General features: G+C 72.7%; 22 protein-coding genes and 2 pseudogenes. 10 read left to right on the top strand and 14 right to left on the bottom strand.

Annotated elements, in window-relative coordinates; translation table 11 throughout:
- Positions 1 to 24: 24 nt before the first annotated feature.
- Together QP939_RS07525 and QP939_RS07520 are read right to left on the bottom strand one after the other, a co-directional pair.
- On the bottom strand, positions 25 to 1,317 hold the full coding sequence (locus QP939_RS07525; RefSeq protein ID WP_285459687.1) for an LCP family protein: 1,293 nt from the start codon (positions 1,315 to 1,317) through the stop codon (positions 25 to 27).
- 42 nt (positions 1,318 to 1,359) lie between these two features.
- A pseudogene (locus QP939_RS07520) lies at positions 1,360 to 2,883 on the bottom strand (LCP family protein); the annotation flags it as partial.
- 139 nt (positions 2,884 to 3,022) lie between these two features.
- Here QP939_RS07520 and rfbB point away from each other — a divergent pair.
- Both rfbB and rfbD read left to right on the top strand, forming a co-directional pair.
- Positions 3,023 to 4,012, top strand: a complete 990-nt coding sequence (rfbB, locus tag QP939_RS07515) for a dTDP-glucose 4,6-dehydratase (protein ID WP_285455857.1) — start codon at positions 3,023 to 3,025, stop codon at positions 4,010 to 4,012.
- 5 nt (positions 4,013 to 4,017) lie between these two features.
- Positions 4,018 to 4,908 (top strand): dTDP-4-dehydrorhamnose reductase, encoded by an 891-nt coding sequence (rfbD, locus tag QP939_RS07510; RefSeq protein WP_285455855.1) that lies wholly within the window; start codon positions 4,018 to 4,020, stop codon positions 4,906 to 4,908.
- A gap of 108 nt (positions 4,909 to 5,016) precedes the next feature.
- On the opposite strand, the gene QP939_RS07505 is transcribed toward rfbD, so the two are convergent.
- The 3 genes and pseudogenes from QP939_RS07505 to QP939_RS07495 form a co-directional block, all read right to left on the bottom strand.
- Positions 5,017 to 6,102 (bottom strand): glycosyltransferase family 4 protein, encoded by a 1,086-nt coding sequence (locus QP939_RS07505; protein ID WP_285455854.1) that lies wholly within the window; start codon positions 6,100 to 6,102, stop codon positions 5,017 to 5,019.
- Positions 6,095 to 8,606 (bottom strand): annotated as a pseudogene (locus tag QP939_RS07500) (glycosyltransferase). The gene QP939_RS07505 and the pseudogene QP939_RS07500 overlap by 8 nt, the downstream one beginning before the upstream one ends.
- A 31-nt stretch (positions 8,607 to 8,637) precedes the next feature.
- Positions 8,638 to 9,573 (bottom strand): glycosyltransferase family 2 protein, encoded by a 936-nt coding sequence (locus QP939_RS07495; RefSeq protein WP_285455853.1) that lies wholly within the window; start codon positions 9,571 to 9,573, stop codon positions 8,638 to 8,640.
- A gap of 9 nt (positions 9,574 to 9,582) precedes the next feature.
- On the opposite strand from QP939_RS07495, the gene QP939_RS07490 reads away from it, so the two are divergent.
- The 3 genes from QP939_RS07490 (at position 9,583) to QP939_RS07480 (ending at position 12,786) form a co-directional block, all read left to right on the top strand.
- Complete coding sequence (locus QP939_RS07490) at positions 9,583 to 10,659, top strand: glycosyltransferase family 4 protein (protein WP_285455852.1); 1,077 nt, start codon at positions 9,583 to 9,585, stop codon at positions 10,657 to 10,659.
- Between the two features lie 53 nt (positions 10,660 to 10,712).
- On the top strand, positions 10,713 to 11,861 hold the full coding sequence (locus tag QP939_RS07485) for a glycosyltransferase family 4 protein (RefSeq protein ID WP_285455851.1): 1,149 nt from the start codon (positions 10,713 to 10,715) through the stop codon (positions 11,859 to 11,861).
- Between the two features lie 67 nt (positions 11,862 to 11,928).
- The gene (locus QP939_RS07480; RefSeq protein ID WP_285455850.1) at positions 11,929 to 12,786 is read left to right on the top strand and encodes a glycosyltransferase family 2 protein; all 858 of its coding nucleotides are present in this window, start codon (positions 11,929 to 11,931) and stop codon (positions 12,784 to 12,786) included.
- Here the strand turns inward: QP939_RS07480 and QP939_RS07475 are convergent.
- Complete coding sequence (locus QP939_RS07475; RefSeq protein ID WP_285455849.1) at positions 12,783 to 13,259, bottom strand: hypothetical protein; 477 nt, start codon at positions 13,257 to 13,259, stop codon at positions 12,783 to 12,785. The two genes, QP939_RS07480 and QP939_RS07475, sit on opposite strands and share 4 nt — an antisense overlap.
- Before the next feature lie 141 nt (positions 13,260 to 13,400).
- On the opposite strand from QP939_RS07475, the gene manB reads away from it, so the two are divergent.
- On the top strand, positions 13,401 to 14,489 hold the full coding sequence (manB, locus tag QP939_RS07470) for a mannose-1-phosphate guanylyltransferase (protein WP_285455848.1): 1,089 nt from the start codon (positions 13,401 to 13,403) through the stop codon (positions 14,487 to 14,489).
- A gap of 4 nt (positions 14,490 to 14,493) precedes the next feature.
- Entirely contained in the window at positions 14,494 to 15,390 is an 897-nt protein-coding gene (locus QP939_RS07465; RefSeq protein ID WP_285455847.1) for a DNA-3-methyladenine glycosylase family protein, read from the top strand.
- A gap of 9 nt (positions 15,391 to 15,399) precedes the next feature.
- Here QP939_RS07465 and QP939_RS07460 read toward each other — a convergent pair whose 3' ends face one another.
- Genes QP939_RS07460 through QP939_RS07430 form a run of 7 tightly spaced genes read right to left on the bottom strand, consistent with a single transcriptional unit; the run spans position 15,400 to position 20,061 of the window.
- Complete coding sequence (locus tag QP939_RS07460; protein WP_285455846.1) at positions 15,400 to 15,654, bottom strand: hypothetical protein; 255 nt, start codon at positions 15,652 to 15,654, stop codon at positions 15,400 to 15,402.
- A complete protein-coding gene (locus tag QP939_RS07455; RefSeq protein ID WP_285455845.1) occupies positions 15,654 to 16,019 on the bottom strand; it encodes a GntR family transcriptional regulator in 366 nt (121 codons plus the stop codon). Before QP939_RS07455 ends, QP939_RS07460 begins: the two co-directional genes overlap by 1 nt.
- Positions 16,016 to 16,420, bottom strand: a complete 405-nt coding sequence (locus QP939_RS07450; RefSeq protein ID WP_285455844.1) for a hypothetical protein — start codon at positions 16,418 to 16,420, stop codon at positions 16,016 to 16,018. Before QP939_RS07450 ends, QP939_RS07455 begins: the two co-directional genes overlap by 4 nt.
- 27 nt (positions 16,421 to 16,447) lie before the next feature.
- Positions 16,448 to 16,993, bottom strand: a complete 546-nt coding sequence (locus tag QP939_RS07445) for an NUDIX hydrolase (protein WP_285455843.1) — start codon at positions 16,991 to 16,993, stop codon at positions 16,448 to 16,450.
- Positions 16,990 to 18,384, bottom strand: a complete 1,395-nt coding sequence (locus tag QP939_RS07440; RefSeq protein WP_434219637.1) for a coenzyme F420-0:L-glutamate ligase — start codon at positions 18,382 to 18,384, stop codon at positions 16,990 to 16,992. Before QP939_RS07440 ends, QP939_RS07445 begins: the two co-directional genes overlap by 4 nt.
- Positions 18,320 to 19,309 carry a 2-phospho-L-lactate transferase gene (gene cofD, locus QP939_RS07435; protein WP_285455841.1) on the bottom strand — a complete coding sequence of 330 codons (990 nt, stop codon included), beginning with the start codon at positions 19,307 to 19,309 and terminating at the stop codon, positions 18,320 to 18,322. The genes QP939_RS07440 and cofD overlap by 65 nt, the downstream gene beginning before the upstream one ends.
- Positions 19,306 to 20,061: a GNAT family N-acetyltransferase gene (locus tag QP939_RS07430; RefSeq protein WP_285455840.1), complete on the bottom strand. Its 756-nt coding sequence runs from the start codon at positions 20,059 to 20,061 to the stop codon at positions 19,306 to 19,308. The genes cofD and QP939_RS07430 overlap by 4 nt, the downstream gene beginning before the upstream one ends.
- Before the next feature lie 56 nt (positions 20,062 to 20,117).
- Between QP939_RS07430 and QP939_RS07425 the strand changes: the two genes are divergently transcribed.
- From QP939_RS07425 to dapC, 3 genes are all read left to right on the top strand, one after another.
- Positions 20,118 to 20,291 carry a hypothetical protein gene (locus tag QP939_RS07425; RefSeq protein ID WP_285455839.1) on the top strand — a complete coding sequence of 58 codons (174 nt, stop codon included), beginning with the start codon at positions 20,118 to 20,120 and terminating at the stop codon, positions 20,289 to 20,291.
- A gap of 112 nt (positions 20,292 to 20,403) precedes the next feature.
- Positions 20,404 to 20,724, top strand: a complete 321-nt coding sequence (fdxA, locus tag QP939_RS07420; protein WP_285455838.1) for a ferredoxin — start codon at positions 20,404 to 20,406, stop codon at positions 20,722 to 20,724.
- Positions 20,721 to 21,818 (top strand): succinyldiaminopimelate transaminase, encoded by a 1,098-nt coding sequence (gene dapC, locus QP939_RS07415; RefSeq protein ID WP_285455837.1) that lies wholly within the window; start codon positions 20,721 to 20,723, stop codon positions 21,816 to 21,818. Before fdxA ends, dapC begins: the two co-directional genes overlap by 4 nt.
- Here dapC and QP939_RS07410 read toward each other — a convergent pair.
- A complete protein-coding gene (locus QP939_RS07410) occupies positions 21,802 to 23,358 on the bottom strand; it encodes a hypothetical protein (RefSeq protein WP_285455836.1) in 1,557 nt (518 codons plus the stop codon). The two genes, dapC and QP939_RS07410, sit on opposite strands and share 17 nt — an antisense overlap.
- Positions 23,359 to 23,364: the final 6 nt, after the last annotated feature.

Below are 23,364 nucleotides of genomic sequence, written 5' to 3'. Positions count from 1 at the left end.
GAACTTTCGTAGGGAAAGTGACGCTCAGTTGACGCAGGGGACTCCGTCGGCGGCTTGGTGCACCGGCGTCGCGGCGGGGGCGGCGCCGCTGCCCGAGCCGCCGCCCGCCGGGGCGCCGCCCGGGGCCTTCGCGGCCGCCGGGGCCGCGCGGCCCGCCAGGCCCGCCACGAACTCGCGGACCGCCTTCGGGTCGATCTGCACGATGCTCTGCCCGTCTTCGCTCCGGCCGTTCGCCGTCACCACCGGGATCGTCGCGAACGTCAGCTCGCCCGACGCGATGCCCTTCGCCTGCTGCGCGAACTGCAGCAGGTCGAGCCCCGAGTCGAGGGTCAGCGACCGGTGCACCGCGTCCATCAGGTTGTTCAGCGTGCCCGGGCTGGTCAGCGTGCCCGCCGAGAGCACCTGGTGCAGCGCCGAGGACAGGAACGCCTGCTGCCGCACGATCCGGTCGAGGTCGCCGCGCGGGAGGTTCTTGCGCTGGCGGACGAACGACAGCGCCTCGCCACCCGACACCGTCTGGACGCCGCGGCGGAAGTTCGCGCCCGAGTCCTTGTCCTCCGTTGCGTGGTTCAGGCACACCTTGACCCCGCCGAGCGCTTCGGTCAGCAGATAGAAGCCCAGCAGGTTGATCTCGGCGTAGTGGTCGATCCGCACCTGCGTGAGATCCTGCACCGCCTGCACCAGGACGCGGCGGCCCTCGGTGTCGGAGTCGCGCTCGATCTTCGCCTGGTCGTGCTCGCCCTGCCCGCGCAACTGGTGCGCGTACTGCGACTTCGCGATGCCGTACGCGGAGTTGATCTTGGCTTTGCCGCGGCCCGGGATCTCGGTCCACGTGTCGCGCGGGACCGAGACCGCCGACGGCTTCGCGCCGTTCTTCGGCACCCGCAGCAGGATCACCGTGTCCGTGTTGACCGCGCCGTTGTTGGCCTCGGTGCGCAGGTCCTTCAGCACCCGCAATGGAAGCTGGTTGCCCTGGGCGTCGGTTCGCGCGTCGCTGCCGACGAGCAGGATGTCGTCCGCGCCGTCGTCGGCCGGCGGCGGCGCGGGCTCCCCGGCGCGCGGGGTCAGCGCGTCCGTCGTCGGGACGTTCTGCTGCAGCTGGTCCTTGGTGACGTACGCGTAGCCGCTGACGCCGAGCGCGAGCAGCGAGACCAGGCCGACCGCGACCCGGCGCGTCACCCGCCCGGCGCGCCGCACCTTCGAAGGTGCCGCGACCGGCGGCGCCGCACGCGGGAACGGCGAAGGCTTCCACTCCGGATCGTCGCGCTCCGTCACCGGCTCCGCGGCCGGTTCCGGCTGTTCCCGCTCGTCTTCCATCCCCTGCATACCTCCCCCGACCACCCTGCGTACGCAGTCTGAGTTGACGCAGGGAACGTCGCCCGCGGTGATCGGCGGCGCGGCGGGGGTGGAGGAAACGGGCGCCGACGGCGGCGCCTTCGGGACCGACGACGTCGGGGCGCCCCCGGAGCCGGCGGCGGAGTTCCGGAAGTCCTTGCCGAGCAGCACGCGCACGTGCCCGGCGGTGACGTCCCGGTCCGGCTCGGCCTGGACCGTGGTGCCCAGCGCCTGCTTGACCAGCGCCAGCGCGGTGTCGTCGGCCGGGTTGTACCGGACGACCGTGGTGTTGCGGGTGCTCAGCTTCTGGTCGGCGGCCAGGGTGAAGCCCTTGTTCTGCAGCATCGTGTGCGTCTGGCCGGCCAGCGTCGTGGAGCCCGAGCCGTCGAACAGCTCGATCGTGACGGCCTTCGCGCCGGGGAGCTGCGTCGACGTCGGGGCCGCCGGGGTGTCGCCGTCCGAGGTCAGCCGCGTCACCTCGGCCTGGACCGCGGCCTGGTCGACGCGCAGGACGTCGGCGCCGCCGATCACCGCGTTGCCCAGCGTCGGGATCGTGTGGAACTCGATGTTGCCGCCGGTCAGGCCGCGCATCTGCTCGGCGAACTCGGTCAGGTCCCAGCCCTGCGACACGACGACGGACTTCTTCACCGCGGCGACCAGGTCGGCGATCTTCGCCGGGCTGGTCAGCACGTCGGAGGAGATGACCTTGCGGGCCAGCCCGGACAGGAACGCCTGCTGGCGGGCGATCCGGTCGAGGTCGTAGTTGGGCAGGCCGTAGCGCTGGCGGACGAACGCCAGGGCCTGCACGCCCTCGATCGTCTGGCGCCCGCCCGGCAGGTCCACGCCGGACTTGATCTCCTTGACCGGACCGTTGAGGCAGACCTCGACGCCGCCGATCGACTTGGTGATCTCGTAGAAGCTCGCCAGGTTGACCTCGGCGTAGCGGTCGATCATGCCCGGCTTGCCGATGAACTTCTCGATCGTGGCGATCAGGTTCTTCCGGCCGGCGACCTTCGCCTGGGCGTCGGCCTCCTTGAGGTCGGTCATGCCCTGGCGCTGCAACGTCTTGTAGGTGTCCGTGTACGCGTAGACGAACGCGCTGTTGAGCTTGTGCTTGCCGTAGCCGCCCGCCAGCTCGACCCAGGAGTCGCGGGGGAAGGAGATCGCGATCGCGTGCTTCCCGTTCTGGGGGATGTGCACGAGGATCATCGTGTCGGTGTTCAGCTCGCCGTCGGAGACGCCGGCGTGCAGCATGTCGAGCACCTCGCGCGGCAGCGGGTTGCCCTGCGCGTCGGTGCGGCTGTCCTGGCCGACCAGGAGGATGTCGATCGCACCGTCGAGCGGTTTCGCGTGCGCCTCGGTGTCGGCGAAGACGTTCGTGGTGGTCAGGCCGGTGTTCGGGTCACCGATGAAGTGCCAGCCGTACCAGGTCAGGGCCAGGATGGCGACCGACAGCAGGGACACGACGACCTTGCCGCCGCGGCGTGCGAAGACCGCGACGCCGTGGCTCCGGCGCGCCGGGACGGGCGGCGCAGGCCATTCGGTCACGCGCTTCCTCCCCTGTGAACCCCGTGCTTCCCCCAGGACACCCCTGTGTCTCCAGGAGAGACTCTACTGAGGGTGTTGTTGGACCTCCGTAGGCTGGGGGCCGAATTGCCCCGGTCGGGGCGCGAGGAAAGGCGGGAAGATGCGGGTCCTGGTCACCGGTGGTGCGGGGTTCATCGGGTCGCACTACGTCCGGCAGGTGCTGACCGGCGCCTACCCGGCGCTGCGTGACGCCGAGGTGGTCGTGCTGGACAAACTCACCTACGCCGGCAACGAGGCCAACCTGGCTCCGGTCGCCGCCGACCCGCGGCTGCGGTTCGTCCGCGGCGACATCTGCGACACCGGGCTGGTCGCCGAAGTCATGCGCGGGGTCGACCTGGTGGTGCACTTCGCCGCGGAGTCGCATGTGGACCGCTCGATCCTCGGCGCCGCCGACTTCGTGCTGACGAACGTGCTGGGCACGCAGAACCTGCTGCAGGCGGCGCTGGAGGCGGGCGTCGGCAAGTTCGTGCACGTGTCGACCGACGAGGTGTACGGCTCGATCGAGCACGGTTCGTGGACCGAGGACCACCTGCTGGAGCCGAACTCGCCGTACTCGGCGTCGAAGGCGTCGTCGGACCTGGTGGCGCGGTCGTTCTTCCGCACCCACGGGCTGCCGGTGTGCATCACGCGGTGTTCCAACAACTACGGTCCGTACCAATTCCCGGAGAAGGTGATCCCGCTGTTCGTGACGAACCTGCTCGACGGGCGGAAGGTGCCGCTCTACGGCGACGGGCTCAACGTCCGCGACTGGCTGCACGTGGACGACCACTGCCACGGCATCCAGCTCGTCGCCGACGGCGGGCGGCCGGGCGAGATCTACAACATCGGCGGCGGCACGGAGCTGACGAACCGCGAGCTGACGGAGAAGCTCCTGGAAGCGGTCGGCGCGGGCTGGGAGAGCGTCGAGCCGGTGGAGGACCGCAAGGGTCACGACCGCCGGTATTCGGTGGACATCACGAAGATCGGCGAGGAGCTGGGGTACGCTCCGCGCGTGTCCTTCGAGGACGGTCTGGCCGCGACGGTGGCCTGGTATTCGGACAATCGCGCGTGGTGGGAGCCCCTGGCGGAGCGGGCCGCGCTCAAGAAGTAGAGGATGTGCCTGTGCGGCTGACGGTGCTCGTGCCCGGCGGTTCCGGACAGCTCGGCCACGACCTGGCCGCGCTGGCTTCCGATGCGGTGGACGTCATCGCCCCGGGGTCGGCGGAGCTGGACGTGACCCAGACCGGTCAGGTGCTGGCCGCGGTCGGCGCGTTGGCCGAGCGGGCCCGTGAGAACGGGTCGGCGCCGGTGGTCGTCAACGCGGCTGCGTACACGGCGGTCGACAAGGCGGAGACGGACGAGGAGCGGGCGTTCGCGGTGAACGCCGACGGGCCTCGGGTGCTGGTCGCGGCTTGTGCTTCTCGCCGGGTGCCGTTGATTCATGTCTCCACGGACTATGTCTTCTCCGGGGATGCTGCTTCGCCTTATGAGCCTTCCGATGCGCTCGGGCCGCGTTCGGCTTATGGGCGGACGAAGGCGGCCGGGGAAGACGCCGTGCTCGGGTCGGGGGTTTCTTCCTGGGTGGTCCGGACCGGGTGGCTCTACGGGAAGTCCGGGTCCAACTTCGTGAAGACCATGACTTCTCTGGAGTCTTCGCGGCCGGAGCTGTCCGTTGTGGACGATCAGGTGGGTGGTCCTACGTGGACCTTCGACCTGGCTTCCGGGCTTCTCGAGCTGGCTTCGCGCGTGGCCGCGGGGGAAGGGCCGGAGCAGCGGGTCCTGCACTGCACGAACGCGGGTTCGGTGAGCTGGTGCGGCTTCGCCCGGGCGATATTCTCGCACCTCGGGGCGGATCCTTCGCGGGTGAAGGCGTGCACGTCGGCGGAGTACCCGCAGGCGGCTACGCGACCGGCGTACTCGGTGCTGTCGCCCGCCGCGTGGAAAGAGGCAGGGCTGACCCCGATGAGGTCGTGGGAAGAAGCGCTGGACGCCTACTTCGCGGCGTAGGCCAAGACTCAAGCGCCCCAATGTGGCCTTGGTTGCGTCTGACGCACCGAAGGCCGCCTTGGTTGCGTGTGACGCACCGAAGGCCACATTGGGGCGCTTGGGCCCGGCTCAGTGACGGCCTGAGGCGAGCCGGTAGGCGCCGACCGTCAGCTCGGCGCACGTCCGCCACGTGAAGTTCGCCGCGTGGGCACGCCGGGATGCCGACGTCGCCACCGCGTGCGGGTCGATCACCGCCGTGCGCAATGCCTCCGCCAAGCCGTCCACGTCTCCGTACGGCACCAAGCTCGCGCAGTCCCCGGCCACCTCGCGCAACGCCGGGATGTCCGTGCACACCACCGGGACGTCCGAGGCCATCGCCTCCAGCACCGGCAGCCCGAACCCCTCGTCTCGCGAGGGCAGCACCAGTGCCGACGCCCCCGCGACCACCGTGCGCAGGTCCACATCGGACAGATAGCCCGTCTGGCGCACCCGCGGTCCGCGCGGGAACGGGCCCGGCCCGGCGAACACCAGGTCCGGCAGGTCGGCCGCCGCGTCGTGGGCGCGCGTCAGCCAGTCCAAGCCCTTGCGCGGGCCCGCCGCGCCCGCGAACAGCAAGTAGCGGGCAGGCAGGCCGAGGCGCGCGCGCCGCTCGTCGTCCGGCGGGCGCGCGGTGAACCACGCCGGGTTCACGCCCAGCGGCGTCACCACGATCTTGTCGCGGGAGACGTCGAGGCGCTCCGCCACCGCGTCCGCGACCGCCGCCGTCGGGGTGCAGATCACGTTCGCGCGACGGGCGCCGCGGCGGACCAGCTGCGGCAGGTCGCGGTCGCTCGGGGCCAGCTCCGCCGGGTTGTCCAGGAACGCCAGGTCGTGGATCGTCACCACGCCCGCCGCGCGCAACCGGCCCGGCAGCACGAAGTTCGTGCCGTGCACGACGTCCGTCGGGCCGGCGAACAGCTCCACCGGCGGGAAGTCCGACCGCACCCACGCCATCCGCAGCAGCCGCGCCGCCACCGGCATCCCGCGGGCCCGCGCGCCGTACGGCAGCACGTGCCGCAGCCGCCGCCAGCCCCGCAGCGTGAACGCCACCGCGCGCGTGTCCACCTCGGGGATCGACACCAGCTCTTCGCTCAGCGCCGCCGTGTACCGGCCGATCCCGGTGCGCGCGCCGAGGAGCGGGGTGCCGTCGAGGAGGACGCTGAGGGACCTAGCCACGGCGCAGCCGTTGCTTCGCGACCTTCAAGACCCGGCCACCCGCGCGCCGCGCCAGCTCGGCCGGGCCGCCGGCGGCCAGGTACTCGCGGACCAGGTCGACGTCGCGGCGCAGCAGGGCCCGGCCGCGCACCGGCGGCGTCGCCGTCAGGTCCGCCGAACCGGGCAGCCGGTCGGCCGCCGGGCGCGGGTCGCGGCAGAACTCCACCAGCGGCTTCAGCGCCTCGGGCCACGCGTACCGCTGCGCGACGACGGCGATCCGCTCGACGCAGCCCGCGGCGAACTCCTCGTCGTACAAGCACTTTTCGAGCGCATCGGCCAGCGCGTCGGCGTCTTCGGCCGGGACGACGACGCCGAGGCGCTCGGCCCGGACCAGGTCGGCGAACGCGTCGCCGTCGGTCGTGACGATCGGCAGCCCGGCCCACAGGTAGTCGAGGACCCGGGTGCGGAACGCGAACGTCGTCTCCACGTGCTCGTAGTGCGTCGTGACACCGCAGTTCGCGTCGAGCAGCCAGTTCTGCCGCTCGTGGTAGGGCACCCACTGCTCGTTGAAGTAGACGTGCTTGCCGGTCAGCCCCAGCGAATCCGCGAGCCGGATCGTCCGGGCGCCGATGTCCATCTCGGTGACCTCGGGGTTCGGGTGCTTCATCCCGAGGAACACCAGCCGGACGTCGGCGCGGCGGCGGCGCAGCGCGTCGATCGCGCGGACCAGCGTCAGCGGGTCGAACCAGCTGTACACCCCGCCCGCCCACAGCACGACGTGGTCGGTGCCGCCGATGCCCAGCGACGAGCGCAGGCCGGGGCCGGTGCGCTTCGGCGCCTCGGGCGACAGTCCGAAGGGGACGACCGCGAGCAGCGACTGCGTCGTCGGGTCGGCGTCGTAGAGCCGCGGCGAAAGGCGGCCGAGCGCGGCCAGGTGCCCGAGCCACAGGTGCCGCTGCCGCTCGGACGCGCAGAGGAAGAAGTCGCCGCGCTCGAGCTGCGCGTCGAGCACCCGCGTGACGCCGGCGAGGTCGGCCGCGCGCTGGTCGTCGGCGACGCCCTTGCCCTGCTCCAGCAGCTCCAGGTGCATCGGGTCGTAGAGGTCGGCGACGACGATCTTGCCGCGGTGCTCCTTCTTCAGCGACGGCGCCAGTTCGAGCACGTGCCCCTGCAGGATGACGATGTCGGCCCAGGCGACCGGCGCCTCCAGCTCGCGGTGCTTGCCGGAGCCGACGCGGAACGGCGCGGGCGGCGGCGTGGCGAGCGGGTTCGTCGTGACCAGGTGGACGTCGTGCTCGGCGGACAGCGCCAGCGCGATGTTCCAGGCGCGGATCGCCGGGCCGGCCATCCGCTCGGTGAGCGCGTCGCCGGTGATCACCAGGATCTTGCGCCGCTGCCCGAACGCCTGCTCGATGCCGAACGCCTCGACCAGGATGTCGTGCGCGGCGAGGTAGCGCGGCAGCGGGTAGGCGGGCTCCAACGCCTTGCGCAGCAACGGAAGCAGGTCGGCGTCGGTGCGGACGCGGGCGGCCTGCTCGGCCGCGCGGGACTCGGCCAGCGACGGCAGCAGCTCGACGAACTGGTCGATCGCGAGCAGCCCGGCCAGGGTGGTCCGCGGGATCGCGACGTCGCCGGACTCGACCGGGCCGACGCCTTTTTCGAGGTCGAGCTGCGTGGCGTCCAGCTCGCCGCGGGCGGTGGCGCGCCGGACGGCCAGCGCGAGCGCGGCGGGCAGCGCGCGGGCGAGCGTCTCGTCGGAGAGGTTCTTGTAGAGCGCGGCGAGGGCGTTGCGCTCGAGGAGGAAGGTTTCGCGGCCCGTTTCCGGCGCGTCGACCGCGGACATCGTGCCGTGGTGGCGGTGGTAGGTCACCGATTCCGGGACGTACCGATAGCGCCAGCCGCGCAGGTTGAGCCGCCAGCCGAGGTCGACGTCCTCGTAGAACATGAAGAACCGCTCGTCGAAGCCGTCCAGCTCGGCGAACACGCTCGCCCGGACGAACATCGCCGAGCCGGTGCCGAACAGGACGTCCTTCGCGACCTCGTGCTCGGTGGCCGGGACGTCGGCCAGCGGCGCGCCGGCGTGGCGCTTGTAGCCCATGCCGAACCAGGTCAGGCCGCCGTCGACGAAGTCGGTGCCGGTGCCGTCCCAGTCGAGGACCTTGCTGGCCACCGCGGCGACGCGGGGCTGCGCGCGCAGCTCGGCGACCGCGGCCGAGACCCAGCCGGGCGCCGGGCGGGCGTCGTTGTTGAGGAAGGCGAGGACGGTGCCCTTCGCGTGCTTCGCGCCGAGGTTGCAGCCGCCCGCGAAGCCGGTGTTGCGCCCGGCCGCGACCACCTGGGCCTGGGGGACGGCCTCGCGGATGCGCGCGGCCTCGCCCTCGCCGGAGGAGTTGTCGACGCAGATCAGTTCGAAGCTCGGGGTAGTCGTGCTCGGCCAGTGCGCGCAGGCAGGCGATCGTGTCGTCGGCGCCGTGGTAGTTCACGACGATCACCGAGACGAGCGGTTGCGGGTCCCCCTGCGCCAAAGCCAGCTCCTCGAGGTCGGGTGCCGCAAGCTTAAAGGCCCGCCCACGCCTCCCAGACCGCGCCTCGGCCCAGTGCCGCCCGGCGGCCGATCGCGCGGCGGGCCGTCAACGTCGCAGGTAGCCGCGCGGCCACCTCGGCCAGCACGCGGCAGCGCAGGCCGAAGCGGAAGTTCGCGGCGGACGGCCGCCCGGGCCGCAGCGGCAGCACGGCGGTCAGCGCGGCGAACTTGACCAGCTGCTTCACCGCGACGTCGCGGGGCGCGCAGCGCAGCAGCATGAGCAGCCGGTTGCGCTCGTTCCAGCGGTGGAACTCCGGCGAGCCCGGCTTGCTGCTGACGCCGTGGGCGTGCTTGACGCGCGCGTCCGGCGCCGCGACGACGTCCCACCCGGCCAGCCGCAGCCGCCACGCCGTGTCGGTGTCCTCGTAGTAGCAGAAGAAGCTCGCCGGGACGCCGTGCACGGCGCGCAGGGCGTCGCTGCGGAGCAGGGCCGCGCCGCCGCAGAAGCCGAACACCTCGCCGGTGGGCTCGGTGCGGTCGGCGCCGTGGCCGTCGGCGGTCAGCCGGACGCCGGTGGACTGCGTGCGGCCGTCGAGGCTGACGAGCAGCGACGTCGCCGCGGCCGCGAGCGGCGCTTTCTCGAGGGTGTCTTCCAGCGTCGCGAGCCAGCCGGGCGCCGGTTCGGCGTCGTCGTTGAGCCACGCCATCAGCGGGGTCTCGACTTTTCCGAGCGCGACGGAGAGCGCGCCCGCGTACCCCGTGTTGCGGGGCAGGCGAATTACTTGCGGACGCGAAGGATGGGCCGCGAGCAGGGCGTCGGTGCCGTCGTCGGAGGCGTTGTCCACCACGAGCGTCCGATGTGGACGCGTCTGCGCGGCGAGCGCGTCGAGGCAGGCGGTGACGTGCCCGGCGCCCCGCCAGGTCACGACGACCACCGTGGTGGCGGGATTCGCGGTCACGTCCCGCACAATAGCCGCGTGCCCGAACTGGTCGTGCTCGCCGAGCAGCTCCTCGCGCCCGTGCCCGGTGGCACCGGGCGCTACACGGCCGAGCTGCTCCCCGCGCTCGCGAAGACCGCGCCGCCGGGCTGGACGGTGTCCAGCGTGGTCGCGCGGCACGCCGACGTGGGCCCGGCCGAGCTCGAGGGCGTCGACGGGCCGCGGGTGCTGCGGATCCCGCCGCGCGCGCTGATCGCCGCGTGGCAGCTGGGCCTGCGCTGGTGGCCGGGTGGCGACGCGGTGCACGCGCCGACGCCGTTCGCGCCGCCGCGCGCGCCGGCCGGGAAGACGTTGAGCGTGACCGTGCACGACACCGTGCCGTGGACCCACCCGGAGACGCTCACCGCGCGCGGCGTCAGCTGGCACCGGTCGATGATCGCGCGGGCGGCGCGGCGGGCGTCCGGGCTGGTGGTGCCGACGCGGGCGGTCGCCGACGAGCTGGCGGTGCTGATCGACGTCGACGTCCCGGTGCGCGTGGTGCCGCACGGCGTGCGCGTCCCCACCGGTGACGCGGACCTGGAGCTGCCCGCGAAGTACGTGCTGGCGGTGGGCACGATCGAGCCGCGCAAGGGCATCGACGTGCTGGTCGACGCGGTCGCGGCCCTCGACGGCACGGTCCTCGTGCTCGCCGGGCAGCCGGGCTGGGGCGGCATCGACCCGGTCGCGCTGGCCGCGGACCGGGGCCTGCCGGCCGAGCGGCTGCGGGTGCTGGGGAAGGTGTCGGACGCCGAGCTGGCGACCGCGCTGCGGCACGCGAGCGTGCTGGCCGTGCCGAGCCTGGCGGAGGGCTTCGGGCTGGGCCTGCTGGAGGCGATGGCGGCCGGGGTCCCGGTGGTGCACACGGACGTCCCGGCGCTCGTGGAGGTGGCGGGCGGAGCCGGGGTGACGGTGCCGCGCGGCGACGCGACGGCGTTGGCGGCGGCGCTACGGGAAGTACTGGATTCACCCGCTGTGGCTGCGGATTTGACTCGATCGGGGCGCGAACGGGCCCGGATGTTCACGTGGCGTCGCGCCGCGGAAGCCGTTTGGGCGATCCACCGGCGGGCGCACGAGTAGCCGGTTTGCCAGTTCCTCACCAAGGGGGCGGGGCACCGCCGTACCCTGCAGGGGTGAGCGATGATCCCCGGGTCTTGATCGACGCGACCGCGGTTCCCGCGGACCGCGGCGGGGTCGGCCGCTACGTGGACTCGCTCGTCGCGGCGCTCGACGCGGACGGCGCGCGCCTCACGGTGGTCTGCCAACCCCGGGACCTGCGGCTTTACGATCGGCTGGCACCGGGCTCGCGGGTGGTGCCGGCGTCCCCGACGACGACCACCCGGACGGCCCGTCTGACCTGGGAACAGGCGACGCTGCCGAGGCTGGTCCGCCGCCTGGGCGCGGACGTGGTCCACTCGCCGCACTACACGATGCCGCTGGCGACGTCGGCGGCCTCGGTGGTGACGTTGCATGACGCGACGTTCTTCACCGACGCGGTGCTGCACTCATCGGTGAAGGCCCGGTTCTTCCGGGCGTGGACGGCGACAGCGCTGCGGCGCGCGACGCTGTGCGTGGTGCCGTCCGCGGCGACGGCGGCCGAGCTGGCCCGCGTCGGCCCGGTTCGGCACGCTTCTCTGGAAGTCATTCACCACGGCGTCGACACGGAGCGCTTCCACCCGCCATCGCCGTCGGAGGTCGCGGCGGCTCGGGCGGCGGTCGGTCTCGGCCGGACGCCGTACGTGGCGTTTCTGGGGGCGTTGGAGCCGCGGAAGAACGTGCCCGCGTTGATCCGCGGGTTCGCGCGGGCGGTGGCCGGTCAGCGGGACGCGCCCGCGTTGGTGCTGGCTGGGCAGCCGGGGTGGGACACGCAGGTGGAGCGGGCGTTGGACGCCGTGCCGCACCGGCTGCGGGTGATCCGGGCGGGGTACTTGCCGTTCGGGACGCTGGCGGGGTTCTTGGGCGGATCGACGCTGGTGGCGTACCCGTCGTTGGGGGAGGGGTTCGGGCTGCCGGTCCTCGAGGCGATGGCGTGCGGCGCGTGCGTGCTGACGACCCGGCGGCTGTCGTTGCCGGAGGTCGGGGGTGATGCCGTGGCGTACTGCGGAGTGGGTGCGGGGGATGTCGCGGCGGCGATTTCGGAGCTGCTGGCGGACCCGGGGCGGCGGGCCGAGCTGTCGATGGCGGCTCAGCAGCGGGCGAAGGAGTTCTCCTGGGCCACGACCGCGGAGCGGCACCGGGAGGCGTATGCCAAGGCCTGGTCGCGCCACCTGCGGACCCGCTGAGTTCTTCCAGCGTGCTGCTGCACCGGGGTCCGCGACTGACCCTCCGTGACGAGTGGACAATGGCCGGGTGACTGAGCAGAACCGCTATGGCGACGATGTCGGCGTCGTGACCGTGACCTACTTCTCCGGGGACACCCTCGAGCGGATGCTCGACAGCCTCGAGAAGGCCACCGAGCGCGAGGTCCACGTCGTCGTCGCCGACAACGACTCCACCGATGGGGCCCCCGAAAAGGCCTCGCGGCGCAAGAACGTGCAGCTGCTCAGCATCGGCGAGAACGTCGGCTACGGCACCGCCGCCAACCGGGGCGTCGCCGAGCTCGACGACCGGTACGGCTGGGTCGTCGTCGTCAACCCCGACCTCGAATGGGAGCCCGGTTCGCTGGACGCCCTGCTCGACGCCGCGAAGCGGTGGCCTCGTGGGGGTGCCTTCGGGCCGCTCATCCACGATCTCGACGGCACCGTCTACCCCTCCGCGCGGCTGCTCCCCTCCTTCGGGCGGGGCATCGGGCACGCCGCCTTCGGGAAGGTCTGGCCCGGCAACCCCTGGACCAAGCAGTACCGGCAGGAGACCGGCACCCCCGTCGAGCGGACCTCCGGCTGGCTTTCCGGCTCCTGTCAGCTCTTCCGGCGGGAAGCCTTCGACTCCGTCGGCGGCTTCGACACGCGCTACTTCATGTACTTCGAGGACGTCGACCTCGGCGACCGGCTCGCCAAAGCCGGCTGGCTGAACGTCTACGTGCCCTCTTCGAGCGTCACCCACGAAGGTGGTCACTCCACGTCGCAGGCGTCGAAGAAGATGCTCAAAGCCCACCACGACAGCGCTTACCGCTACCTCGCCGACCGCCACCAGGGCCTCGCCTGGAAGCCGGTGCTCGCCGCCGCGAAGCTCGGGCTCGCCCTGCGGCTGAAGCTCGAGACCCGCTAGATCCCGTCGAGCCGGCGCGAGAGGTCGGACTTGCCGTTGTTCTGCGTCACCGTCGGCACCAGGCCGGTGTCCTCCGGGTCCGGCTCCTTCAGCGGGCTCGTGATCGGCTCGGCCTGGGGCCGGCGGGCCAGCGGCGTCGTCACCGGCGCCGGGGACGGCTTCGGCAGCGGGGTCGTCGGCGTCGGCGTGCTCAACGGCGTCGTCGCCTGCTGGCGGCGCCCGCCCTGGGACTCCAGGCGCCGCGTCGGGGCCGAGCCCGCCAGCGGGTGGTCGTTCTCCTCGATCAAGGACGCCGGGAGCTGCGTGGTCGTGTCCGGATCACTGCTGCGGTCGAGCCCGTCGATCGCCGCGCGCGGGATCTGCTGCGTGTTCGACGAGTCCATCGGTGACGTCGCGCTGTCGGGTGTCACTACGAACGCACCGCGCGCTTGGGCTCGTGCGAGCAGGGCGTCCGCCCGATCGCGGGGGTCCATCCCCTCGGCCTCCCGACTGACCCGGGGCCCTCTGGGGAAAGGCCCGTCTGTTTCCTGTCTAGGGTAGGCCCTCCGGGCGACCTCCGTCAGGGTTTCCCGCGGCTTGTCGCTCAGCGGTGCGTGATACAAGAGGAGATTTCCGTGACGTCCGAGGTCCGAGCCGACGCAGTCGACGCCGTCGTGCTGGTCGGGGGCAAGGGCACCCGCCTCCGGCCATTGACCCTGTCGGCGCCGAAGCCGATGCTCCCGACGGCCGGGACACCGTTCCTGAGCCACCTGTTCTCGCGCATCCGCGAAGCCGGGATCCGGCACGTCGTGCTGGGCACGAGCTACCGTGCGGAGGTGTTCGAGGAGTACTTCGGCGACGGCAAGTCGATCGGTCTGGACCTCGAGTACGTCGTCGAGGAGGAGCCGCTCGACACGGCCGGGGCCATCCGGAACGTCCACGACAAGCTGCGCGCCGAGCACGTGATCGTCTTCAACGGCGACATCCTCTCCGGCGCCGACGTCGGCGAGCAGCTGCGCGTGCACCGCGAAAGCGAGGCGGACGTCACGCTGCACCTGCAGCGCGTGCCGGACCCGAGCCGGTTCGGGTCGGTGCCGACCGACGAGACCGGCCGCGTGGAGGCGTTCCTGGAGAAGACGCCGAACCCGCCGACCGACCAGATCAACGCCGGCTGCTACGTCTTCCGCCGCCCGGTGATCGAGGCCATCCCGGCCGGGCGCCGCGTGTCGGTCGAGCGCGAGACGTTCCCGCAGCTGCTGGAGCAGGGCGCGCACATCCAGGGCTTCGTCGACGCCTCCTACTGGCTCGACGTCGGCACGCCGGAAGCGTTCGTGCGCGGCTCCGCCGACCTCGTGCGCGGTGTGGCGCCGACGTCGGCGCTGCCCGGCCGTCCCGGCGACTTCCTGGTCCTGGACGGCGCGTCCGTCGCCGAGGACGCCCAGCTCTCCGGTGGTTCGACCATCGGCGTCGCCGCGGTGGTCGGCTCGGGCGCGAAGATCGACGGCTCGGTGCTCTTCGACGGCGCGGCCGTCTCCGAGGGCGCGATCGTCGAGCGCTCGGTGCTCGGGCACGGCGCGCGCGTCGGCGCGGGTGCGGTGCTGCGCGGCGTCGTGCTGGGCGATGGCGTGTCCGTCGGTGCCGGGTGCGAGCTGCTCGACGGCGCCCGCGTGTGGCCCGACACCGTGCTCCCCGACGGTTCCGTCCGCTTCTCGAGCGACGCGTAGCCCGATGTTCTGGCGTCCCGCGTACGAAGTCGACCTGGGCTCGGTCCTGGGACCGCTGAAGCGCGGCCGCGGGTCGCTCAACATCCTCACCGACGAACGCGGCATCACCTGGCTCGCGTCGAACACGCCCGACGGGCCCGGCACGCTGGCGCTGCGCCGCCTTTCCGACGGCCGCATCGAGGCCGCGGCCTGGGGTGAGGGCAAGGACCGGCTGCTCGACGGCGTCCCGGCGCTGCTCGGCGCGAACGACGACGACTCCGCGTTCGTCGCGCACCACGACGTCGTCGCGCGGGCCCGGCGCGAGAACCCCGGCCTGCGGCTCGGCGCGACCGGCGTGGTGTGGGACTGGCTGGTGCTGGCCGTGCTGGAGCAGAAGGTGGCCGGCAAGGAGGCGATCCGGTCGTGGGCCGAGCTGTGCCGCCGCTTCGGCGCGCGGGCGCCCGGCCCGGGGCCCGAGCGGCTGCGCGTGCCGCCGACGCCGGTGGCCCTGCGGTCCCTGCCGGATTGGCACTGGCACCGCGCGGGCGTCGACATCAAGCGCCGGACGACGTTGCTCAACGCCGCCCGCGTCGCCCACCACCTGGAGAAGGCGGTGGAGCTGGGCGGGCTCGCGGGACGGCACTGGCTGCGCCAGGTGCCGGGCATCGGCGTGTGGACGGCGGCGGAGATCGCGCAGCGCGCCTGGGGCGACCCGGACGCGGTCAGCTTCGGCGACTACAACATCCCGTCGATGGTCGGGAACGCCGTGCTGGGCGTGAAACTCGACGACGCGGGGATGGCCGAGGTGCTGGCACCGTACGCGCCGCAGCGGCAGCGAACCGTCCGGTACCTGGAGCGGGCGGGGCACAAGCGCCCGCGCTTCGGCCCCCGCATCGAACTGCGCGACTACCGCGCCATGTGAGGACTTCGGCTACTGCTGTGGGGGATATCCCGGTGGCGGGTAGGGCGGCTGCTGGCCGGGGTAGGGCGGCTGCTGTGGCGGGTAGCCCGGCGGCTGCTGGCCCGGGAAGCCTTGCTGCGGCGGGTATCCCGGTTGCTGGTACCCCGGGTACTGCGGCGGGTACGGCGGCTGCTTGGGCTTGCTCGAATTGACCACGAGCAGCACGACACCGACGATCGCCGCGATCACCACCAGGATGATCAGCAGCATGAGCACGCTCACCATCAGCTCTTCCCCTCGTCGAGTGCCGCGCGGACGATCGCCAGCGCTTCGGCGTCGTCGAGGCCGAGCTTACGAGTCGTCTTCGCGTACTCCGCGGCGGCCTGCTGGGCACGGCGGCGGCTCTGGTCGCCCGACGCCGCCACGAAGCTGCCTGCCCGCCCGCGCGTCTCGATCAGCCCCGCCTCCTCCAGCTCGCGGTAGGCGCGCGCGACCGTGTTCGGGGCGATGCCGAGGTCGGCCGCGAGCTGGCGGACCGTCGGCAGCTTCGTGCCGACGGCCAGGCTCCGGTCATTGATCCGCGTCGCGAGCCCGGACCGGACCTGCTCGAACGGCGGCACCGGCGAGCTGCTGTCGAAGGGGACGATCACCAGCTCTGCGGACCCGCTCCCGGACCGGGCAGCGTCTGCTGCGGGTACGGCGCCGGAGCCGGGTACGGCTGCTGCGGCGGCGGGTACCCCGGCTGCTGCGGAAACCCTTGCTGCGGCGGGAAACCCTGCTGCGGGAACCCGGCCTGCGGCGACGGCGGTGGTGGCGCGAATCCCTGCTGCGGTGGCGGGAAGTTCTGCGGCGGCGGGAAGTTCGCCTGCGGGAACTGCCCGCCGTTCTTCATCGCCTCTTCGCGGCGCATCTTCGACACCCGGACGATCACCGCGATGACGAACACGATGATGCCCAGCACGATCAGCCCGAGCACGATGTAGCCGAACACGCCGGTGTCGCCGCCACCGCCGGAGTGGTAGTGCACCCGCTCGGGGAACTGCGTAGCCATGTGGTCCCTCCCTGTCCGCGACCCAGGCTAGTGCCCGGCACCGACAGGAATGGCCGCTTTCACCGGATCGGCGAGATCTTCGGAGCCCTCGGGCAGCGCGTCGACCGGCCACCACCGCAGGTCGTCGGACTCCTCGCTGCGCACCGGCGATGCGCCCGGCGGGGCGTGCACGGCGTAGCGGACGTCGAAATGCCGCGTCGGCACGCCGAGCGAGCACGTGATCGGGTGGACGTCCAGGTGCACCGGCTCCGCGGAGATCCGCAGGCCGTCGATGCCGGACTCCTCGGTGGCCTCCCGCAGCGCGGCCGCGGCCAGCGAGACGTCGGACGGCTCGCAGTGGCCGCCGAGCTGCAGCCAGCGGCCGACACGCGGGTGCAGCGTGAGCAGCACCCGCGTCCCGGTGTGGTCCAGCACCACCGCCGACGCCGTCAGGTGCCCGGCCGCGCACGACCGCTGACAGCTGTCCTCGCGCGCGGCGAGGAACCCGAGGAACGCCTGCCGCAGCGATTCCTGGGACCCCACCGCGGGCCGCCACGACGAAAGCGTCGCGACGGCGTCTTCGTGCAGGCTCACAGCTCCAGCAGCCCTTCCCCGGGCGTGCCCAGCTCACGGGCGGGCGGCGTTTCGAGCGGCACGCCGATCGCGACCGAGCCGAGCGGCTGCCAGCGTTCGTCGAGGCCGAGGACGTCCCGGACGAGGTCGGCGGCGAAGATCGTCGACCCGATCCAGCACGAGCCCAGCCCTTCGGCCGCCAGCGCGACCAGCAGGCCCTGCACCGCGGCGCCGCCGGCGACGGTGAACATTGTCTTCTCACAGTCGTTGCGGCGGGCGTCGCGGTAGGTGTGCGCGCCGTCCGGGACCAGGAACGGGACGACGACTTCCGGGGCCCGGTAAAGGATGTCACCGCGGCTGAGCCGCTTCGCGATCTGCTCGGCGGTGAACTCGTCGCCCGCCAGGTCGGCCTGCCACGCCTCGCGCATCGCGTCGAGGAGCTTCTTCCGCACGCCGGAGTCGCGCAGCCAGACGAACCGCACCGGGTGCGTGTGGTGCGGCGCGGGCGCGGTCAGCGCGGCGGCCACCGCGCGACGCAGTGCGTCCGGGTCCACCGGCTCGTCCGCGAACTGCCGCACCGAGCGCCGCGCCGGGACGGCTTCGCGGCGGCCCTGCGCGATGGCTTCGTTGGTGCCCAGCCGGAACAGGTCCTCGTCGAGCGGGCGGACGAGGCTCCGCGCCGTCGAGCCGTCGTCGAAGATGTCGAGTCCGCGCACGACGGCCACCGGCGTGCCGCCGAGCTTGCCCTTGACCAGGTCGGCGGCCGCGGCCAGCTCGTCGGCGACGGCGACCTCGGTGACGGCCAGCTCGTTGCCCTGCCCGTCTACCTCGCCGCGGTAGGCGTGCAGCACGCGCAGGCCGGACGCGCCGATCGCGGCGTCGGTCTGCCCGACCCGCCACGCGCGGCCCATCGTGTCGGTGACGACCACGGCGACCTCGACGCCGAGCCGCTCGCGCAGGCCGTTGCGCAGGGCCAGCGCGGACGCGTCCGGGTCGGCGGGCAGCAGCGCGACCTCGTCGCCCTCGACGTTCGACGCGTCGATGCCGGACGCCGCCTGCACGATCCCCAGGTGGTTCTCGGTGATGACCGTCCGCGCGATCCGCGCGACCACCCGGACGGCCTCCTGCTCGACCAGCTTCCGGCGCTCGGCGTCGCGGACCTCGGGGTCGGCGGGCACCTTGACGAGCCTGCCTTCGGCCTTGGAGACGATCTTGCTGGTCACGACCAGGACGTCACCCGAGCGCAGCCAGGGGGCCGCCTTGACGATCGCGCCGGTCAGGTCGTCGCCGGGGCGGAACTCCGGCAGCCCGGTGACGGGCAGGATCTCGAGCTTCGGCGAAGCGTGGTCATGCAACGGGGGCTCCCGCGAGGTCGAGGGCGGCGCGGGCCATCGCCGCGGTCGCGTCCACATCGGACATCAGCAGCGGGACGTCGCGGACGGTCACGCCCGGCACGTCCGCCGTCTCGCCCTCGGCGATCAGCCAGCCGTCGAGCACGCCGTCGGCCTTGCGGGACCCGTAGTGGCGGCCCACCGCCTCGGCCGACGTCTCGACGCCGATCGCGGTCAGGCACGCGTCGGCCATCCCGCGCAGGGCCTTGCCGCCGATGATCGGCGACACCCCGACGACGCCCGCGGACGTCTTGCGCAGCGCGTCCCGGACGCCCGGCACCCCCAGCACGGTGCCGACCGAGACGACCGGGTTCGACGGCGCGAACAGCACGGCGTCGGCGTCCTTGATCGCCTCCAGCACGCCCGGGGCGGGCTTGGCCTCGTCGTTGCCGACCGCGACGATCGAATGCGCCTTCGGCTCGGCGCGGTAGCGCACCCACCACTCCTGGAAGTGCACGGCCTTCTGCTGGCCGTCCTGCTCCGGGTCGTCGATGACGACGTGCGTCTCGACGCGGTCGTCGGACATCGGCAGCAGCCGGACGCCGGGCTGCCAGCGGTCGCACAGGGCCTCGGTCACGGCCGAGAGCGGGTAGCCCGCGCGCAGCATCCGCGACCGGATGAGGTGGGTGGCGATGTCCTTGTCGCCGAGGCCGAACCAGGTCGGCTCGGCGCCGTAGGCGGCCAACTCCTCCTTGACGACCCAGGTCTCACCCGAGTGCCCCCAGCCGCGTTCGGAGTCGATCCCGCCGCCCAGGGTGTACATGCAGGTGTCCAGGTCGGGACAGATCCGCAGGCCGTGCATCCAGACGTCGTCGCCGGTGTTGACCAGCGCCGTCACCTCATGCTCGGACTCCGAAGCACCTTCCGGTGCCATGCCCAGCGCTGCCTTGACACCCAGCAGGAAGCGGGCCCCGCCCACTCCGCCGACCACTACCACGATCTTCACGACGTCGAATCCTCGCACGAGCCGGGTGCGGGCACCCAGTACCGGTATCTGTGGTGCGGGGCGTAGCCGAGCCCCGCGTAGAGCGCGAGCGCGCCCGAGTTCCCCTCCGCCACCTGCAACACCGCCCGGTCGGCCCCGTGTTCCTGGCCCCAGGCGTGCAGCGCGCCCATCAGCGCGGACGCCAGGCCGCGACGCCGGTACTCCGGCGCGACGGCGAGCCGTCCGACGTGCAGCCAGCCGTCCACCAGCGCACCGCGGACGGCCGCTGCGGTGCCCTCGCCGTCGACCACGACGCCGTAGCCGACCTTCCCGCCGGTCAGGACCAGCCGCGCGCCTGCGCCGTCCGGGTCCGAGCCGAGCACCAGCTCCCACCAGCCGGGCGTGGGCTCGTCCAGCACTTTCACGCCTGGGGGCGGCACTTTCACGTGAAAGTGCCGCGTCGTGAGGACGACGACCTCGTGGCCCGCGCCGTGGCCGGTCGCCGGGACCCACCCCTGAGCGGCGATCGCGTGCTCGTTCGGGCTGTCGCGGACCACCTGCACCATCGGCGGGATCCCCCGATCGTGGGCGAAGTCACACACCGCGCGCAGCGCCTCGGGCAGCGGGCGGCCGGGGTCGCCGACCGCGAGCGCGCTGTTCGCGCGCCCGGTGAAGCCGTCTGCCCAGCGCAGTCGCCAGTCCTTCGAGAACTCTTCGACCAGCGGCGGCCATGCTCTGCTGCAGACGACTTCGAGCGCTTCGGGTGCGTTCACAGCTAGATTGTGACCGAGGCCTCGATGAGGCGCGGAGCTATTTCCGGGAGGTGGCCGTGGGCATCCAGCGCAAGGACGAGCGGCACAACGAGAAGCTCGTCGACGAGATCTCCGAGGGGTTCAACCGCGCCGTGGGGGAGAAGAAGGACGAGGACGAGGCACCCAAGCCCCGCTTCGTCATCACCGGTGACGCGCGGGCGACCCCGCCCGCGCGCCGTCGGCAGAGGTGAGAACGGCCATACCTCGGGTATGGCTAAGGCTTGCCTCACCAACCGAACGGGTGGCCGAACCGCGTAGTGTCGGCACCGACTGGCTGTTTGCAGAGAAAAGCAGGAGTGCGCAGTGACCTACGTGATCGCCGAGCCCTGCGTCGACGTGCTCGACAAGGCGTGTATCGACGAGTGCCCCGTGGACTGCATCTACGAGGGCGAGCGGATGCTGTACATCCACCCGGACGAGTGCGTCGACTGCGGCGCCTGCGAGCCGGTCTGCCCGGTCGAGGCGATCTACTACGAGGACGACGTCCCGGACAACTGGTCGGACTACACCAAGGCCAACGTCGACTTCTTCGACGAGCTGGGCTCGCCCGGCGGCGCGTCGAAGGTCGGCAAGACGGCCAACGACCCCGCCTTCGTCAAGGCGCTGCCCCCGCAGGGCGAATGAGCCGGATCGCGCTGCCCGACTTCCCCTGGGATTCGCTCGCCGAGGTCAAGGCCACGGCGCAGGCGCATCCCGGCGGGGTGGTCGACCTCTCCATCGGCACGCCGGTCGACCCGGTCCCCGAAGGCATCCGCGCCGCGCTGGCGTCGGTGTCGGACATCCCCGGGTACCCGACCACGCACGGCATCCCCGCGCTGCGCGAAGCCGCGCGCGCGGCGCTTTCGCGGCGGCACGGTGTCGAGGACATCGAGCCGGACGCGGTGCTGCCGACGATCGGTTCGAAGGAAGCCGTGGCCTGGCTGCCGCGGCTGCTCGGCTTCGGCGACGGCGACCTGGTCGTCATCCCGGAGCTGGCGTACCCGACGTACGAGGTCGGCGCGCTCCTGGCGGGCGCGTCGATCCTGCGGTCGGACGGCCTGACGGCGCTCGGCCCCCAGCGGCCGGCGATGCTCTGGCTGAACTCGCCGTCCAACCCGACGGGCAAGGTGCTGCCGGTCGAGCACCTGCGCAAGGTGGTCGAGTGGGCGCGCGAACGCGACGTCGTGGTGGTCTCCGACGAGTGCTACCTGGCGCTCGGCTGGGAGACGGACCCGCTGTCGGTGCTGCACCCGGACGTCTGCGACGGCCGGATGGACGGCCTGATCGCGGTGCACTCGCTCTCGAAGTCGGCGAACCTGGCCAGCTACCGGGCCGGGTTCCTGACCGGTGACCCGGTCCTGATCAAGCGGCTGCTCGAGGTCCGCAAGCACGCGGGCATGATCGTGCCGCGTCCGGTCCAGGAGGCGATGGTCGCGGCGCTGACCGACGACGAGGCGTTGACGGCCCAGCGCGAGCGTTACGCCCGGCGTCGGCTGGCGTTGTGGAAAGCGTTGCAGGACAACGGGTTCCGCATCGACCACTCCGAGGCGGGCCTGTACCTCTGGGCGACGAGGGACGAGGACGCGTCGGCGACGGTCGGCTGGCTGGCCGAGCGCGGGATCCTGGTGGCCCCGGGAACGTTCTACGGCCCGAAGGGCGGCAAGCACGTCCGAGTGGCCCTGACGGCGACGGACGAGCGGGTGGACGCCGCTGTCGAGCGGCTCACGGCTCCTCGCTGAGCCGCTTCCCGAGGATCGCGAGCAGCGCGGCGGCGACGAGGAAGTACCCGGCCGACACGAGCGGGGCGGACGGGTCGAGCGGGCCCGACGTCCGCCGCGTGAAGAGCCCCGCGGCGAACCCGAACCCGACGGCCGCCGTGGTGACCAGGGCGGCGAACGCCGGGAGTTCTCCGCGCGGGGCGGCCGCGCTCGTCACGGCCGCCACCGCGCCCAAGGCGAAGATCAGCAGCGCCCCGGACAGGAGTCCCTGGATGGTCTGGCTGTCCCCGCCGAGCTGAAGGCCGACCGCGGCCATCGGAAGGGCGGCGAGGACGGCTGCCCGGGCGGCCCAGGGAAGGTGCCTGGCGGCGGTCCCGCTGAAGATGCCGACGAGGGCCACGACCCACAGGTACCCCGGCCGCCCGGCGGCGAGCGAAGAGTGCGCGAAGACGAGGACGGTCGCGGGGGCGGCGAGAACGAGCGCACTGGCAGCGACGGCGAAGAGCCGGTCCCGGCTCCCGGCGGCGGCGAGGCTCGCTACGACCAGGAGGACGCCCACGAGGCCGCCGGTCGTGGTGCCGAGGAGCTGCCGGCCGAGGACGGCGACGAAGGCGGTCGGGATCAAGGGGAGGAAGACCACGACGGCGGCGGGCCAGACTCGCCTGGTAGCCGAGTGGGTGGCGGCCGTGACGGGCCCGGAGCGCGTCGAGGTCTGGTCGGTGGGCGAGTTCGGGCCGTGCGGGGCTTGCTCGGGCGACCATGTGTGTCCGGTCGTCGAGGTCTGGTCGGTGGGCGAGTTCGGGCCGTGCGGGGCTTGCTCGGGCGACCATGTGTGTCCGGTCGTCGAGGTCTGGTCGGTGGGCGAGTTCGGGCCGTGCGGGCTTTCCTCGGGCGACCACGCCGGCCCGGCCGCCGAGCCTGGCCAACCCGGCGGGTTCTTCGCGGCGGGCGAGGCGTGTGAGCCGTGGTCGGCGGGCGGGATCTGCCAGGCAGGCAAGGTCTGCCCGGCCGGCGCGCCCCGCCCCACCAAGGCCGCGCCCGTGAGCAGCGCCGCCACCCCGGTCACCGCCAAGCGCACCGCGGCTCCGGCGTCGAGCAGCGGCCCGACCAGCGCGACCCCGTAGTAGGCCGCCACCGCGACCACTCCGACGACCATTCCCGACCGGGCCGCCGCGAGCAACCCCACCAGCAGCACCCCGGATGCCGCGCTCAGCACGCACGCCGCCACCGGGTGCGCGACCACGTCCGGGACGGGCGCGTCCTCGCCCGGCACCCGGACCGTCACTTCCCGCAGCACCGGTAGGTGCGCCAACGCGGCCGCGAACACCCCGACCGCCCCGGCCGGGAGCAACCACCGCCAGAACCGTGCCGCGAACAGGCAAACCGCGATCGCCACGGCCCCGCAGAGCCCTACCGCGAGCTGCGTCCCCGCGTGGCGGGGCGTGTCGATCCCGACCCGCAGCAGGTACGAGATGGACTGCGGTGCTCCGGTCGTCGCGAGGACGACCACGCCGCCCAGAACGGCCGGCAGACTCGGGCGCGGCTCGATGGCATCGGTCACCTTCGC

Source organism: Amycolatopsis nalaikhensis, assembly GCF_030264295.1.
GTDB lineage: Bacteria > Actinomycetota > Actinomycetes > Mycobacteriales > Pseudonocardiaceae > Amycolatopsis > Amycolatopsis nalaikhensis.
This window is presented reverse-complemented; position numbering and strand designations above follow the sequence as displayed.